10 protein-coding genes are annotated in these 13,808 nt (G+C 46.2%); 5 read left to right on the top strand and 5 right to left on the bottom strand.

Annotation, left to right across the window (positions count from 1 at the left end; genetic code table 11):
* Nucleotides 1–36 precede the first annotated feature (36 nt).
* Nucleotides 37–1,281, top strand: a complete 1,245-nt coding sequence (locus tag DX060_RS09270; protein WP_115012172.1) for a glycosyltransferase family 9 protein — start codon at nucleotides 37–39, stop codon at nucleotides 1,279–1,281.
* Here DX060_RS09270 and DX060_RS09265 read toward each other — a convergent pair.
* Genes DX060_RS09265 through DX060_RS09255 form a run of 3 tightly spaced genes read right to left on the bottom strand, consistent with a single transcriptional unit; the run spans nucleotide 1,270 to nucleotide 3,758 of the window.
* Nucleotides 1,270–2,583 carry a sensor histidine kinase gene (locus DX060_RS09265; RefSeq protein ID WP_115012171.1) on the bottom strand — a complete coding sequence of 438 codons (1,314 nt, stop codon included), beginning with the start codon at nucleotides 2,581–2,583 and terminating at the stop codon, nucleotides 1,270–1,272. The two genes, DX060_RS09270 and DX060_RS09265, sit on opposite strands and share 12 nt — an antisense overlap.
* Nucleotide 2,584: 1 nt before the next feature.
* The gene (locus DX060_RS09260) at nucleotides 2,585–3,289 is read right to left on the bottom strand and encodes a response regulator transcription factor (protein WP_115012170.1); all 705 of its coding nucleotides are present in this window, start codon (nucleotides 3,287–3,289) and stop codon (nucleotides 2,585–2,587) included.
* Nucleotides 3,290–3,293: 4 nt separating this feature from the next.
* Complete coding sequence (locus DX060_RS09255) at nucleotides 3,294–3,758, bottom strand: DUF1104 domain-containing protein (RefSeq protein WP_115012169.1); 465 nt, start codon at nucleotides 3,756–3,758, stop codon at nucleotides 3,294–3,296.
* A 246-nt stretch (nucleotides 3,759–4,004) separates the two neighbouring features.
* Here DX060_RS09255 and DX060_RS09250 point away from each other — a divergent pair, with 246 nt between their 5' ends.
* The 3 genes from DX060_RS09250 to DX060_RS09240 all read left to right on the top strand — a co-directional run bounded on the left by DX060_RS09250 (nucleotide 4,005) and on the right by DX060_RS09240 (nucleotide 7,145).
* The gene (locus DX060_RS09250) at nucleotides 4,005–4,880 is read left to right on the top strand and encodes a radical SAM family protein (protein ID WP_115012168.1); all 876 of its coding nucleotides are present in this window, start codon (nucleotides 4,005–4,007) and stop codon (nucleotides 4,878–4,880) included.
* 116 nt (nucleotides 4,881–4,996) lie between these two features.
* Nucleotides 4,997–6,343, top strand: coding sequence for a bifunctional phosphopantothenoylcysteine decarboxylase/phosphopantothenate--cysteine ligase CoaBC (coaBC, locus tag DX060_RS09245; RefSeq protein ID WP_115012167.1), 1,347 nt, complete (start codon nucleotides 4,997–4,999; stop codon nucleotides 6,341–6,343).
* 7 nt (nucleotides 6,344–6,350) lie between these two features.
* Nucleotides 6,351–7,145, top strand: coding sequence for a hypothetical protein (locus tag DX060_RS09240; RefSeq protein WP_115012166.1), 795 nt, complete (start codon nucleotides 6,351–6,353; stop codon nucleotides 7,143–7,145).
* On the opposite strand, the gene DX060_RS09235 is transcribed toward DX060_RS09240, so the two are convergent.
* Nucleotides 7,142–7,459, bottom strand: a complete 318-nt coding sequence (locus DX060_RS09235; RefSeq protein ID WP_115012165.1) for a hypothetical protein — start codon at nucleotides 7,457–7,459, stop codon at nucleotides 7,142–7,144. The two genes, DX060_RS09240 and DX060_RS09235, sit on opposite strands and share 4 nt — an antisense overlap.
* 65 nt (nucleotides 7,460–7,524) lie before the next feature.
* Between DX060_RS09235 and DX060_RS11525 the strand changes: the two genes are divergently transcribed.
* Nucleotides 7,525–7,746, top strand: coding sequence for a hypothetical protein (locus DX060_RS11525; RefSeq protein WP_181814271.1), 222 nt, complete (start codon nucleotides 7,525–7,527; stop codon nucleotides 7,744–7,746).
* Here the strand turns inward: DX060_RS11525 and DX060_RS09230 are convergent.
* The gene (locus DX060_RS09230; protein WP_115012164.1) at nucleotides 7,694–13,720 is read right to left on the bottom strand and encodes a S6 family peptidase; all 6,027 of its coding nucleotides are present in this window, start codon (nucleotides 13,718–13,720) and stop codon (nucleotides 7,694–7,696) included. The two genes, DX060_RS11525 and DX060_RS09230, sit on opposite strands and share 53 nt — an antisense overlap.
* Nucleotides 13,721–13,808: the final 88 nt, after the last annotated feature.

Raw genomic sequence — 13,808 nt, 5'->3', positions numbered from 1 at the left:
GGTTTGATTCTAGCTAATTCACTCTAAAGATTCTCTATGTCAAATGTATCAAAGCCCACTGCAAGCCAGCCTACCACCACTTCATCTAATAATCATAATCTTCCGTGCCAGCCAGCTACTCAAGGAGACACCATTGTTGTTATCCACGCCGATAGTGTGAATGGATTGGGGGATAATGTGATTATCCTTGATGCGCTTTTAGCGATGAAGAGGATCTATCGCGCATCTTTGGTGGTGTTTGCACGCGATGTTTTGCAAGAGCTGCTTAAAGGGCTTGATTTTGTCGATGAGTTTTGTCTGCTTGAAGGCAGCTTGACTACTGCTATCAATAGAGAAAGGATCAATGCCTACCAGCCTAGGTATTTGCTCTCGCTTAGTTGCAAGGCGTGGCAGCTGCGATTTTTTGCCTCTACAAATGCACGCACCATTATCACAAGGGCAAAGCTTGCAAATATTTTGCGCCCAAGATTTTCGCCTGTAATGCTCCTAGATTCTAGCATTACACACAGGGAAATGTTTTTGTTGCTAGCGCGTAAGATTGACAAGGTGCGATTTGATTCAAAGATTGATTCTATCGATTTTGCGGATTCTAGGGTAAAAGCAAGTGATAAAGACTCCGTGATAGCCTTTCTTGCACAAAGCTTAAAGCGTTTTTCTCGCGATGATTTTAATCACAATGCCAATCTACAAGCAAAAATCGCTTTCACTAAAGCCCACCGCGCCCACACACCTAGCAGCCAAACCCTTAGCCCCCTTGCCCTAAGTCTAAGCAGCTCGCAAACGCCGCTTTTCTTGGTCTGTGTAAATCCCTTTAGCATAATGGCTTCACACACGCTCCACCTTGAGAGCTATCTCACACTTATTGACAAAATCGCTGCTTTGCCTAATTGTATCCCTTGTATTTGCACCTATGGCAAGACACACGCACTGCTAGAAAAAGCCCTGCAAGACTACAGCTCCACGCACTCTTGCACCTTGCAAGATCGCTGTATCATCTACCACAATCAAGGCGATCTCCACAATCTCGCAGCATTTTTGGAGTCGATGAGCTGTATCATCACGCCTAGCACAGGGGCATTGCATTTAGCAGAAAATCTTTTCACCCCAAGTATCGCCCTAGTCTCTCTCAAGGATACGAAGCGTTGGGGCAGCCAAGACAAACGCTATTGCATTATAAAAGAGCCTTTAGCCCATATCACTAAATCCCAAGAATCTGCCATCATAGAATCCACTTTTGCAATGCTTCAATCCCTATTACCACAATCCCTATTACCACGATAAGCAAAATCGCGTGCCCTTGCCCACTTCACTCTCCACGCTAATAGTTATCCCATAGCGCGTGGCGATTTCTTTCACAAGGCATAGCCCTATGCCAAAGCCGCCTTGACTCTCGTGGCAGCGCGTGTAGCGCGTGAAAATCTGCTCTATCTGGCTAGATTCTAGTCCGCAGCCGCTATCAGTGATGATGAGTGTAAAAGTGGATTCTAGCTTACAGAGTTTTATACCAATGCTGCCGCCTTTTGTGTTGTATTTCATCGCATTACTTAGGAGATTATCAAGCAAAATGACAATTTCATCATAGTTTGCGTATAGATGTGCTGGGGACAAGTCTTTGGTAATGGTAAGTGATTTTTGCGCAAAGAGTGCGCTGAAATACTCTAGCCTTCGCTCTACAAGCCCTTGCATATTGATCTCTTGTAGCACGCCCTTGCCTTGATAGAAGTTTAGGAAAATAAGATTCTGGTAGAGGTGGTTGAGATTTTGGGCAGAGAGCTTGATATGCTGGAGTTTGGTGAGATTGCTCTCACTAAGATTGCTAGTATCAAAGGTCTGCACGCTCATTAGAATCACGCTAAGAGGGGTGTTGATCTCGTGCGTGGAGTCTTTGATGAAGCGTTCTAGGGCTTGGATTTTTTCTCGTATGGGTGTGAGGGCTAGGCGCGTAAGATAGTAGGCGATTATCCCCATAAGCACGATAGCAATGGCAAAATAGAGCAAGATCTCTACCTTTAGCTTGCGCACTTCTTTGGGTATATCAATAAATGCTAGATCTAGCTGTGTGGGAGGGTGTGAGAAAAATGGCAAGGGCAGGGTATCATCGATATTGTAGCCTTGCAAAATCACGCGGATATGCAGGCTATCGACATAGTGGAAGATCTTTTTTGGGAGTTTTTGACTAGGTGGCGGGATATGTCGTAAAAATCGATGATCGACAAAGAGCTTCTCTCCCACGCGCGCAATCGGCTCTTTTGCAATGTGCTGCGTGATTGTGGAGAGATCATCATCTATGGTGCTAAGTAGGATCACTCCACTAGAATCCACTAGGGCAAATGGCGTATCTATCGCGCTTTGTAGCTCATTTTTAGCTTTTTGCACATTGTTATACTCATAGAGGATCGTGGCGATTTTCATAAAGTCATCGCGCATTTGTGCTACTTGGCTGGCTTTGAGATTTTGCAAGCCTTTGTGATACATCACAGAGCATATCACGCCAAGTAGCACGATACTTGTGCCAAGGTAAAGAGCTAGGATATATACAATGCTTTTATGAAATTTCGCGCTTTTAGACATTGTGGAGCGCATTTTATGCCTTGTAGCAGTAGCCGCAAAATCGCTGCGTGATAATGCTCTCTTTCCCCAAAATCTTGCGCAGATTTTTCACATACACGCGCAGAGCCATACTTGTAGGACTCTCATCATAGCTCCATACGCGCTCAAATATCTCCTCTTGGGAGACAAAGCACCCTCGTTTTTGCACAAGTAGGGCTAGTAGCTCGCGCTCTTTGTTGGTCAGCGCGATTAGCTCGCCTTGCGGAGAGTAGAGTGTCTTTTGCACGCAGTCAAAGCGGAGATTATTATGCAGGGTGATTGTGGGGGAGCTATGATGATAAAAGGGGCGTTTAAGCAGCGAGCGGATACGCAGCAGCAGCTCCTCTACATCAAAAGGCTTGCGGATATAATCATCACAGCCGGCATTAAAGCCTTCTTTGACATCATTAGCCTGTGAGAGAGAGGTAAGCATAATAGCCGGCGTGCTTTTGCCAATGTCGCGCAAATAGCGCAGGAGTGTGAAGCCATTGGACTCTAGATTAGAATCCACTTTTTGCCTATCTCCACTTGGAAGCTTCACATCAAAGATATAGAGGTCAAAATGCTCTTCATACCCCACCTCCATAGCACTTTGCACATCTTCGCACAAGCACACGCTAAAGCCATTGTCCTGCAAGATAGAGGTAAGCATACTAGAGAGTAGCACATCATCTTCTACAAGCAGGAGTTTTGCTGCCATTGTGCTATTTGTCCTTTTTGGGCTTATCGCTAGGCTTATCACTAGGCTTGTCTTTGTGATCGTGGCATTTTGGCTTTTTGCGCTTAGGCTCTTTGAGCTTATCGCAGTCGGCGTGGATTTTCAGCCCTGCTTCTCTTATCTCCTTGCCACTCATAGAATCCGTCTTTTTCTGCATAGCCTTGCACACTTCTACTGCGCGGCTTTGTCGCTGCTCTTTAGATAGCTTATCGTGCGCGGCTTTGCGTGCTTGGTGGATAGACTCTCGCAAGGCTTTTGCCTGTGGCTCATCTTTTGCCTTTAGTCGCTTATGCACTTCCATTACAAACTCTGGCTCATCTTGCGCGCTTAGGCTTGCGACTTTCTTCACCAATGCTTCATCGCTAAGCTTGCTAAAATCCGCGCCAAAGCTTATGCTAAATCCACACGCCACAACACTTGACGCTATGATAACTGATCGCAATGTGTTCATTTCTAATCCTTTAAAGTGGTGTAGTTTATAGAAAAATCCATAAACGCTGCAAGTATAGACAAGAAAGATAAAGCCAATGTGAGATTCTAGGGCGGGTTTGGATTCTAGCTGTGGATTCTAGTGTAGCCTGTCATTGCTAGATAGTAGGCAAGCTAGCAGGCAGATAGTAGGCTAGAATCCATTTGTTTATAGTTCGTTTTTTTTTTTTTTTTTGTAGGCTCTCGTATTTTCTATAAGGAGTCATCAATGCCCATACAATCGCCCATAGCAGCTGTAAAAAAGCGCATTAAAGCTCGCTATTTGTCTTTCCTAAGTCTTGAGCAAGCCCGCCGTATCACGCCTAAGCCCTACTTAGATAGCATAGGGTTTGAGCTAGCTAGCCACTGCAATCTCCACTGCTATAGCTGTGATCACTTCTCCCAGCTTAGTAAGGCAGGGTATTATGATCTAGGGCAGTTTGAGAGAGATTGCAAGCGACTTTATGCGATCTCACAAGGGCTGGTAAAGAGCTTCACACTCTTTGGCGGAGAGCCATTGCTCAATAAACAATGCGCGAGCTATTTTGATATATTGCATAGCATTTTTCCTACATCACAGATTTATATGATCACCAATGCCACGCTTTTGCTCAAGCAGCCAGATAGATTTTTTGCCAGCGCAAGAGAAGCGCAAGTCATTATCCAAGCGACAAAATATCCTATCAAGCTTGATTGGGAGGCGATCAAAAGCAAATGCGCCAAAGAGGGCGTGCAATTTGTCTTTTATAATGATGAAAAAGTAGAGAAGCTAAGCTTTAAAACCCAGCTAGATAAATCAGGCAAGAATGATCCGTTTCTAAGCTTTGTGCATTGCCATAGGGCAAATGCCTGCACCCAGCTGCATAATGGCAGAATCTACCCTTGCGCTGTGGCTTGCAATATCAAGGCATTTAATGCCGCGTTTAATCAAGACTTGCAAAGCTCACCGCGAGATTTTATTGATTTGTATGATAGCAGCACTACTTATGATGGGATTTTAGAGTTTTTGAGCCGTCCTATCCCATTTTGCCGCTATTGCAAGACACAAGAGATGATCTATCAGCCTTGGAGTGCGTCAAAGAAAACTCTTAATGAGTATTTCTAGCCCTAGATCTCAGTCATCATACTAGATCCTAGCCTTAGTGTAGCAATCTGCTAGCAAATCCCACGCAAATCGGCTACAATCGCAGGATAACTTCTCTTTATAAGGATCGTGTGGATATGGCTTATAGCACAGAATCTAATGCGCTTATTTCACTGCTAGAGCAAGTTGCTATGCCAAGGCGTATTTTGCTTTGTGTAAGTGGCTCTATCGCAGCCTATAAGGCTCTAGATCTAGCGAGCTTGCTTACTAAGCTTGGGGTGAAAGTGGCGGTGGTGATGAGCGAGAGTGCGCTGAAATTTATCACGCCTCTAAGCTTTGAGGCAATCACACATACCAAGGTCTTGCACCAAGGTAGTGAGGATTGGAGTATGCACACAGAGACTAGGCAAAAGGTGGATTCTAGCGATGAGCCTACTCTAGCTTGCAATCACATCGCCTATGCGCAGTGGGCAGAGCTATGTATCCTAGCCCCCGCTACTGCTAGCAGCATAGCCAAGCTAGCACACGGCATAGCAGATACACTGCTTATCCAAACCTTGCTTGCCACAAATGCGCCAATCATCTGCGCCCCTGCTATGAATACCCAAATGCTTCGCGCCACGCCCACTGCTGCTAATCTCACCACTCTAGCCGCACAAGGTGTGCAGATCGTTGCGCCAAAGTGTGCGCGGCTAGCGTGCGGGACAACAGGAGATGGCGCGCTAGCGGATATGAGTCAAATCATCTTTGCTATGCTTAAAGCAAGCAAGCAAGATGGATTCTGGCAGGATAGGGAGGTGTGTATCACCGGTGGAGGCTCAAGTGCTATGCTTGATCCTGTGCGTGCGATCACCAACCACTCTAGCGGCTTGCAAGCAAGTGCGCTTGCTATCGCGCTTTATAGTCTTGGGGCGCGTGTTAGTCTCATTAGCTCTAATTTCCCCACGCCGCTGCCTAGCGAGATTAGCACGCTAGAGGTGCGCACAAATAGCGACTACAAGCTTGCTCTCCTAGATATAGCACAGCAAGCTAGAGACAAGCATAAAGACACAGATTCTCGTGTGATACTCTTTATGGCGGCGGCTTTGGCGGATTTCGCGCCTAAGCAGAGTGCTACAAGCAAGATCAAAAAGTCCCAAACCACGCAGCTGCACATCACCCTAGAATCCACCCAAGACATACTAGCAAGCTTAGATTCTAGCGACTTTGTCAAAGTGGGCTTTAAGGCAGAAGACTCGCTTGAAGCAGGGCTTGCTAATGCTAGGGCTATGCTTTTGCCCGTTGCGCGTGGGGGCAAGGATTGTGAGATAGTGTGCTTAAACACCCTAGAGTCCAACCCTTTTGGCGCAGCGCATAATCGCTTCATCTTGCTAAATCGCCAGAATCTAGACTCTAGTGCTATGACACATCTGCCCCATAGCAGCAAGCTTGCTTTAAGCTATGAGATCGCTCGCTTTGTCCAAGAGAGCCTAGTAGCCAAATAGGTGTGCTATGCTCCATAAACTTAGCCAAATCGATAAGCTAGCAGGCAGCAAGGTGGATTCTAAGCTAGAATCCAAAGGTATTAAGCATTTTAATGCCAATCTCCCTGTGCTGCTAAAAGTCCTAGCCAAATCTCAAGGCAACTCCTATCTCCTAAAGCTTGGCAATACCACCTTGCAGACTACTGCGCACACAAAGCTTGAAATAGGCAGAAGCTACTATGCAAATATGCAGCGCAATCACGCAGGGCAGATTGTGATAAGCAATCTCGTGCAAAAGCCCCAGATTGACGCACTGCTAAAAAACGCCCCCCTAAAGCTCCAAGCAAATGATTTGCGCCTGCTCTCTAGCAACCCACAGGCATTCACACAGGAGTTAAAAGAATTTCTACTCACCCAGCTTGCTAATGCGCATAAAGATGACTTCAAAGAGCTAGCCACCCTAGCCCTGTCTCTTACGCAAGGTGTCATATCGCTTGTTGTTAGCGAAGATGGCGCAGATCATCTAGTCCAGCTTGCTCCAAGACCCAAGCGCAACCGCCTTGAATTTTATGCGATTTTCCCGCATTTAGGACCAATTGGCGGCTATATCTGGCAAGAATCTAGCCCAGCAGAATCTAGCCAGCAAGGCACTGCTAAGAGCCAGAGAGTTTGTGCGTATTTTGCTGTGATGAATACGCGCGTAAAAGAGCTTTTAGAAGAGCATAGCGATGAGCTTGGGCTTGATAGTATGCAAGTAGCTAGCGATAAGTCGCCTAAGGAGTTATTCCCCCTCTCTTTGTCGCTTGTGGATATGCGCACCTAGAATCCACTTTTGGACAATACCCCTAACGAGCAAAACACAAAAAAGTGGATTCTAGTCCGCAAGCTTTTTTCTCTCACTTGCGAGCCGCTGCGAAGTAGCGGCGTGGTGATCCATAGCTTACTAGAATCCACTTTTTTACCACACGCCCTAGAATCCGCTTTCGCGCCTTTATGGATCGCCACGACTTCCTTGCGGAAGTCTCGCGATGACGAGATGGGGAGAGTAGGGAGAGTGGGTTGCCGCGCCGCTGTCTTGGCTCGCAAGTGAGAGAAAAACGCCGCTAGCAAAAAGTGGATTCTAGTGATGAAGCCCATTTTCTGTCATTTGCTAGCGAGTGAAACGAGCGTGGCGATCCATACAAAACACCTAGAATCCACTTTTGGACAATACCCCTAACAAGCAAAACACAAAAAAGTGGATTCTAGGTGCGCAAGCTTTTTCTCTCACTTGCGAGCCGCTGCGAAGCAGTGGCGTGGCAATCCATAGCTTACTAGAATCCACTTTTCACGCATATCCACCTATAAAATCCACGCAAGCACAGAGTCAAGCTAGAATTTATACTCTAGCTTCACATCTGCCTTGCCGCCATAGCCGCCTTTGATGTCTGCTACGCCAGCTAGCCCATATTGCAGGGTAAATCCCCTGCCTAGCTGTGCAGAGCCCATAAAGCCTAGCTGGAAAGTGAGATTGATAGGATTTAGCTCATAGCCGATAGAGTTTTGCGCATTGCTAAGGCTTACAAAGATTTGATCTGCCGAGCTATAGACATTCTGCCTAGCAAGGAAAGAGAGCGTATAGGACTGCTTCCTGCCAAGTAGGGCGTATTCTACCCCAGCTCCTAACCCTAGATTAAAGGCGTTTAGTGCTTGCTGCTTGTAGTTTGTCCCTGTGTATGCGCCAATGCCATTATGCCCAAAGCTTAGTAGCCCCACAGGCTTTAGTATAGAGTCAAATCTCTCGCCCTTTTTGAGCACGAAGCGGTATTTGTAGTAGGTGTGTGAGAGCACTCCTAGGGAGTTGGCTTTTAGATTCTCATTCCCTAGCACGCCGCTTAGACTGCGCTCGCCCATAATCATACTAAAAGACAAGTTGCTTTGGATTTCATTGCCGCCTTTTTGGTAGAGCCCATAGAGTCCTAGATTTACCACTTTTGCGATGTCATTTAGGGATTTGGCATAGTAGTTTGACCCGCCAAACCCAGCCATAGCCCCGATGATAAGGCTATCATCACCAAAGCTAAATGTCCTATCATAGCCCACATTTGTGCCATAAAATCCCATAGCCGCCTTGCTCTCCCCACCCTTGGCAAAGCCACCTCCAGCCACGCTTAGCCACGCGCCATTTTTCTTTCTCGCTTCTTGGGCGGCTTTGGCGGATTCTTGGGCGGATTTTAGAGCTAGGGCGATGTCTTTGCTATCATTGCTAGCAAGGCGCGCAAGCCCAGCTAGAGGCGTAGCATTGAAGCGGCTTTGGGCGTATTGCACTTGGGCGATTCTGGCATTTATGCTCTGGTCATTGGCAAGCAGGATTTGATCGCTTAAGCCTAGCTCGCTGTGGCGTGCTATCTCGCCTAAGTCATTATCGATACGCGCTAAATACCCATTTAGCTCTTTATGCTGATTTGCCGTGCCTGCCATTTGGACGAAATCATCTTTGGGGTTGTGCTGGATTAGGATCTCTAGCAATTTATCATCTGCAATATAGCCCTTTAGCTCATTGTAGCTACTAGGATCTTCTTTGGTAAATTTGACTTTGACTTCGCCATTTTCTACAAGCGTTACCCAGTAAAGTGGCGCGCTACCCTCGGCAAAGCTAAAGTAGATCCGCTTATCCGTGCGATTATCCGTAATGCTTCCGGCTGAAATAAGCGTGTAGTATTTATTGAGCTGGAAGTTGCCGGGCTTGCCGCCGCTAGACTCTGCTTTGATACTTTGATCAAGCTTGACATCAATGCGTGTGCCATTCTCTAAGGTGAGATTTTTACCCGTGTTTTGCACCACGCCTCCCTGCATAGTGTTGCCCTCTAGCTTTAGCGCGTGGAATCTATCATCACTCGTGCCAGCTTGTGCGGCAAGCTTTAGTGGATCGGAGTTTGATTCTACTTGATTGGTGGGCGTGGGGGCAATTTCACTTGCAATATCCCTTGTCATCGTGTGTGTAGGCGCGCCATTTTGAGCGACTTTATTTCCACTACTCGCCGTTGCCTTACCCACATTCTCTAAAGTCAAGCTTTGTGAGATAGTGAGATTTGCTTTGATGGGCTGGGTGATGTAGTTTGTCTTTGCCATATCGTGCTTTAAGATCCCAAAGTGGATTCTAGAATCTGTGTCAGTGATGAGACTTGTGGTTTTATTCTTAGAATCAAAGCCCTCTCTATTCATATCCCAGCTATTGACATAGACGCTGCTGCCATTTTGGGCTTCAATGCTGAAGTTTTTCTGCTGGCTTGTGGGAGCTGTCGTGCTAGAGTCCTTTTCCACTTTGTCCAAATCTAGCGCGATGATTACCTTGCTTCCACCTTGGGCTAGGAGCTTTTTAATCTCTAGCTTCGAGCCTATTTCTGTTTGGATTATAGTATCTCCGCTTTCATTCACACCCAAAGTCCCATTGCCGCTCGCTATGCTAAAGGTGGATTCTCCGCCGATTGAGAGCTTTTTGCCCCCGCTTAGTATCGCTTCATTTGGCGTGGTGCTAAAGGTGGATTTGCCATCGATGTAGAGATTGTGATTAAGCGTGCCGCCGCCACTTAGCGTTACTTGCGCTCCCTCTTGCAGCCAGACATTTTGCCCATAGAATTGATTGTTGCTGACATTTCCCTTTTTAAACACAAAGTTTTCTACATTAAACTTTGATCCACTCCCTACGCTTAGCGTGAGATTTTTCAAATCTTGCGCGATGATCGTGCCGACATTAAGGGCAGTATCTTTGCCATCTAGCTTAATGCTATTTAGACTATCTTTGAGCGTTAGGATTCCGCTGGTTGTGAGCTTCGCGCCGTTTTTTAGATCCACGCTTGCAGTGATATTGCTTAGGGTAGAATCTATTTGCGAGTCATCTGCGGTGATTGTGCCCTGATACTGCGAGGCTTCTAGGGCTTGCTCAAAGGCTTTAGAATCCTTTGCCAAAGACTCTTTAGCATAAGCACTTAGCGTGATGTGGCTTTTCTGCTTGGCGTCAATATTAAACTCCTGCTGCTTTGCTCCGCCTAGCTCGAAGTTTAATGCCACGCTTGAAGCATTAGATTCCAAAGTTTTGCCACTGCCCAAAAAGCTAGAGTCCTTATCCACATCGACATTGAGCTGCAAATTTGTCGCCTTAAGGCTAGAATCTAGCTTGCCTCCGGTGCTTAGCACGATATTGCTAATCTTGCCCTGCATAGTTTTATCAGCAAAGCACGCCGTGCCGACTTTCTCGCCATCGCATTTTGTCTCTAGTCCGCGCTGCATTGTGCCTTGTAGCTCTATGCCGTCCGTGGTTTTTAAAGTCGCGGAATGCACCACTTCAGCTCTCTCACTCTCTTTCACCACATCGCGTGTGCCTTGGGCAGTGGTCTCTCTAAATCCACTAACGACAATCAGCGTATCATCTTGGGCTTGTGAGCTAATCTTGCCGCTCACACTTAGGCTAGAGTTTTTGCCATCTACCATAATGGAGTTTTTGATATTTTCTGGTTTGGAGCCTTGCCCTTGCGTTGTTGTATCTTTGAGCGTGATAGATTGCAGCGTAAGGCTAGATTCATTCATCACGCCGACATTGCCGGTGATGTCTGTGCTAGCTCCTGTGATGTTTGAGCTATCTTTGACAAAAATATCGTAGTTTGTGGGCTTTGTGAAGCTGCTTCCACCAATAGAGCTAAGATTTTTCAAATCAAAGCTTGATTTCTCAAAGCCTAGAGATTCTGTAACGCTTAGTTTGCCATTTGCGCCATTGCTTGCGCCTTGGATCACATCGCTATGATTGCTATTTTGCAAGCCTTTGAAAATAAGATTTTTCACATTTGCGCTTGCTTTACTATCAAGCTTTAAAATCGCGCCGCTTGCGTGCGCCTCTCTATCAAGCGTTAGAAAGTCAGCATTAAGCTTCGCGCTATTTTTTAAATCAAGCTTGGCGTTGAAGTCATAAATGTGTGAGTTTATCGTCGTGCCACTCGCATCAATACTGCCTTTGAAGTGGATAGTTTGGTTAGCAAGCTTCTGTGTCGCTTCTTTTAGCTTATTTTTCTCCGCTTCTTGCTGGTATTCAAAGCCATTGCCGGTGGTGTTTTCGCCGTCTTTTTTATCGATATAGTGGTAAATATCTCCACCAAAGTTAATCGCCGAGCTAGAATCCGCCTTGATATTTCCCTCCAAAGTCGCCTCACGCCCCACATCAAGCCTTGAGCTTTGCAAATCAATATTGCCGATTTTAAACACTCTGTGATCCCAGTCTGGCTGCTCTAGTGTGCTAGGGCGACTTAGGTCCATCCACTCAGGCAGCTTGCTGCCCTCCGCACCTTTGACAAGCTCTAAAAAATTCTTTGATCCGGGTTTCCCATACTGCGTAGCAGTTACATTGACATTGCGTATATATGCGTGCGTTGTGGGGTGTCCTTGCAGCACGACTTTGCCATTTGTCGCTTCTAGCCCTTTGGCATTGACATTGCCGTCAAAGATGAGTGCGGCTTTGTTTTCATCGGTGGCAGCTTTATTATCGCCTTTATAGACAATGTTTATATTGTTATTTTTATCGGCATTATTGTTTTTAGAATCTGTGCTTTGCCCAAAGCTCGCGTGGATAATGGTGTCTGCTTTTTCTTGCGTTTTATTTTTCTCCTCATCGTAGCCCAAGCCCTCGATAGTCATCGTGCTTGTGTGTTTCTCATCAGTGTTGATGATATTTGCGCGCGCGTCATTGCTGGAGATGGCATTAAGCGTGAGGCTATTGCCTTTTAGATCCAAATTCCCGCCGCCATTGCCAAAGTAGATCCCTAGCTTGTCTCTATGCTCTTGCTTTAGTATGAAGTGATTTGGTAGCTTAGAGTCTAGGTGTGAAGGATCTTTCACCGCGCCAAAGGCTTGCGCCTTGCCATTTACCAGCTCCAAAGTCCCGCGCCCACTTGTGAGATACACGCCATTAAAGGCTTGTGTGTCTGTATCAAAGACCACTTTGCCATCACCCACGCGCAAGTAGCCGTATTTGCCATCATCTGGCGGCGTATCATACTTTGTCTTTATGACTAGCGTGCCTTTGCCCACTTTATGCAGCGCGTCATTGACGCCTCTTTTATCGCCTTTACCATTACCCTTGATAAAGCCAAGCTCCCACTCTACCTTGACATTTTCCTCTATATCAAGCCCCGCCCCGTCAAAGCCATAGAGCTGACCATTTTTGCTTGTGATTTTATAAGTTGTGGGACTGCTAGCATTTGCTCCATTTCCAGCTTTAAAGACAAAGCCACCGACTTGACTACTATCAAGCAAGCGTATGTCTTTTTGGACTTCTATGCTCCCACCATTGCTAAACACGATGTCTTTGTTTTGCTGCTTGCCTATCCAGTTTCCATTTTGGAATCCATTCCCATCAAAAGTCCAATTCTGCAATCCCCTTAAATCAATATTTTGCTCACTTTCCTGTTTAAACTTCTCAAAATCCGCCTTTGTCGCTACGGCTATCCCAGAGCTACCTTGCCCTACTAAATCTGCCTTAGAAGTTACGCCAAGCAGCAGCCATTTTTGCTTACTCTTATCATAGATGTAGAATCCACTTCCGCTATCCCCCGGGCTGATACCATTGACCCAAGTAGGATCAGTATAGTCTATGAGCTGTATGCCCCTAGCATTGACATTTTGATTTGCCGTTGAGTTTTCATAGGTGATTCCATTACTAATATCAACAGGGCGGCTGAAGCTCCCGCCACGCGTCCCGGTGATTTGCGCGATCCCCGCTTCTCTAAAGCCAGCTCCGGGCGCATTAAGAAGACTTAGCCGCCCTGATCCTGCTTGAAACACGATAAGATTGCCATTAGAATCTGTCGCGTGATCTTGTAGATACTTTTTTAGCTTTTGTAGATTCTGCTGCTCTTTGTTGCTATCAATACTGCCAGAAGTATAATTTGCATCGGATTGCAGTCCCGCATCAAAGATTTCCGTCTCGCCCTCTACGATATATTTATTAAACCGCGTGAAAGTTATATCATAGCCGTAGTTTGGGGATTTGCTTCCTTCGCTTATATCATAGGTCGTCTGTCCCCAGCGTCTCATCTCTGGGGTTTGCGAATTGACAAGCGAGTCGTTGCTACTGCCGCTACTGCCTGCGACATGCGTGGCGGTGATGACGAAGTTTCGCCCAAGGGCTGTGGTATTGCCATTATTGCTTCTTGCGGATTGATCGATGATAGGGGCTTCAAAGCGCATAGAGACACCGGGCTGCTTGGCTGACTCTATCACCACGCCTTGCGCCCCAGCGGCAAACGCCCCCTTATTCTGCCCTAGGTCCAAAAAATCGCGGTAGAAAAAATTATCGATATAGATATTTTGGGCTTGCGTCTGGGCTAAAAGCAGGGCAGATAATGCTATGGATATGCGCAAGCCTTTCATCGACAGCTCCTTAGAGTTTTTAATTATATTATAAGTGGAAAAATTGCGCGATTATACAAAAAAAAAAAAAAACGCTTTACAATAGATC

The organism is Helicobacter canis, from assembly GCF_900451095.1.
Lineage (GTDB): Bacteria > Campylobacterota > Campylobacteria > Campylobacterales > Helicobacteraceae > Helicobacter_B > Helicobacter_B zhangjianzhongii.
Note: the sequence above shows the minus strand (reverse complement) of the source record. Positions and strands in the feature narration are given on the sequence as shown.

What these genes read in the sequence shown, in the direction of transcription:
- DX060_RS09270 (WP_115012172.1), top strand. Translation starts at nt 37, where the DNA reads ATGTCAAATGTATCAAAGCCCACTGCAAGCCAGCCTACCACCACTTCA.
- DX060_RS09265 (WP_115012171.1), bottom strand. Translation starts at nt 2,583, where the DNA reads ATGCGCTCCACAATGTCTAAAAGCGCGAAATTTCATAAAAGCATTGTA.
- DX060_RS09260 (WP_115012170.1), bottom strand. Translation starts at nt 3,289, where the DNA reads ATGGCAGCAAAACTCCTGCTTGTAGAAGATGATGTGCTACTCTCTAGT.
- DX060_RS09255 (WP_115012169.1), bottom strand. Translation starts at nt 3,758, where the DNA reads ATGAACACATTGCGATCAGTTATCATAGCGTCAAGTGTTGTGGCGTGT.
- DX060_RS09250 (WP_115012168.1), top strand. Translation starts at nt 4,005, where the DNA reads ATGCCCATACAATCGCCCATAGCAGCTGTAAAAAAGCGCATTAAAGCT.
- coaBC (WP_115012167.1), top strand. Translation starts at nt 4,997, where the DNA reads ATGGCTTATAGCACAGAATCTAATGCGCTTATTTCACTGCTAGAGCAA.
- DX060_RS09240 (WP_115012166.1), top strand. Translation starts at nt 6,351, where the DNA reads ATGCTCCATAAACTTAGCCAAATCGATAAGCTAGCAGGCAGCAAGGTG.
- DX060_RS09235 (WP_115012165.1), bottom strand. Translation starts at nt 7,459, where the DNA reads ATGGGCTTCATCACTAGAATCCACTTTTTGCTAGCGGCGTTTTTCTCT.
- DX060_RS09230 (WP_115012164.1), bottom strand. Translation starts at nt 13,720, where the DNA reads ATGAAAGGCTTGCGCATATCCATAGCATTATCTGCCCTGCTTTTAGCC.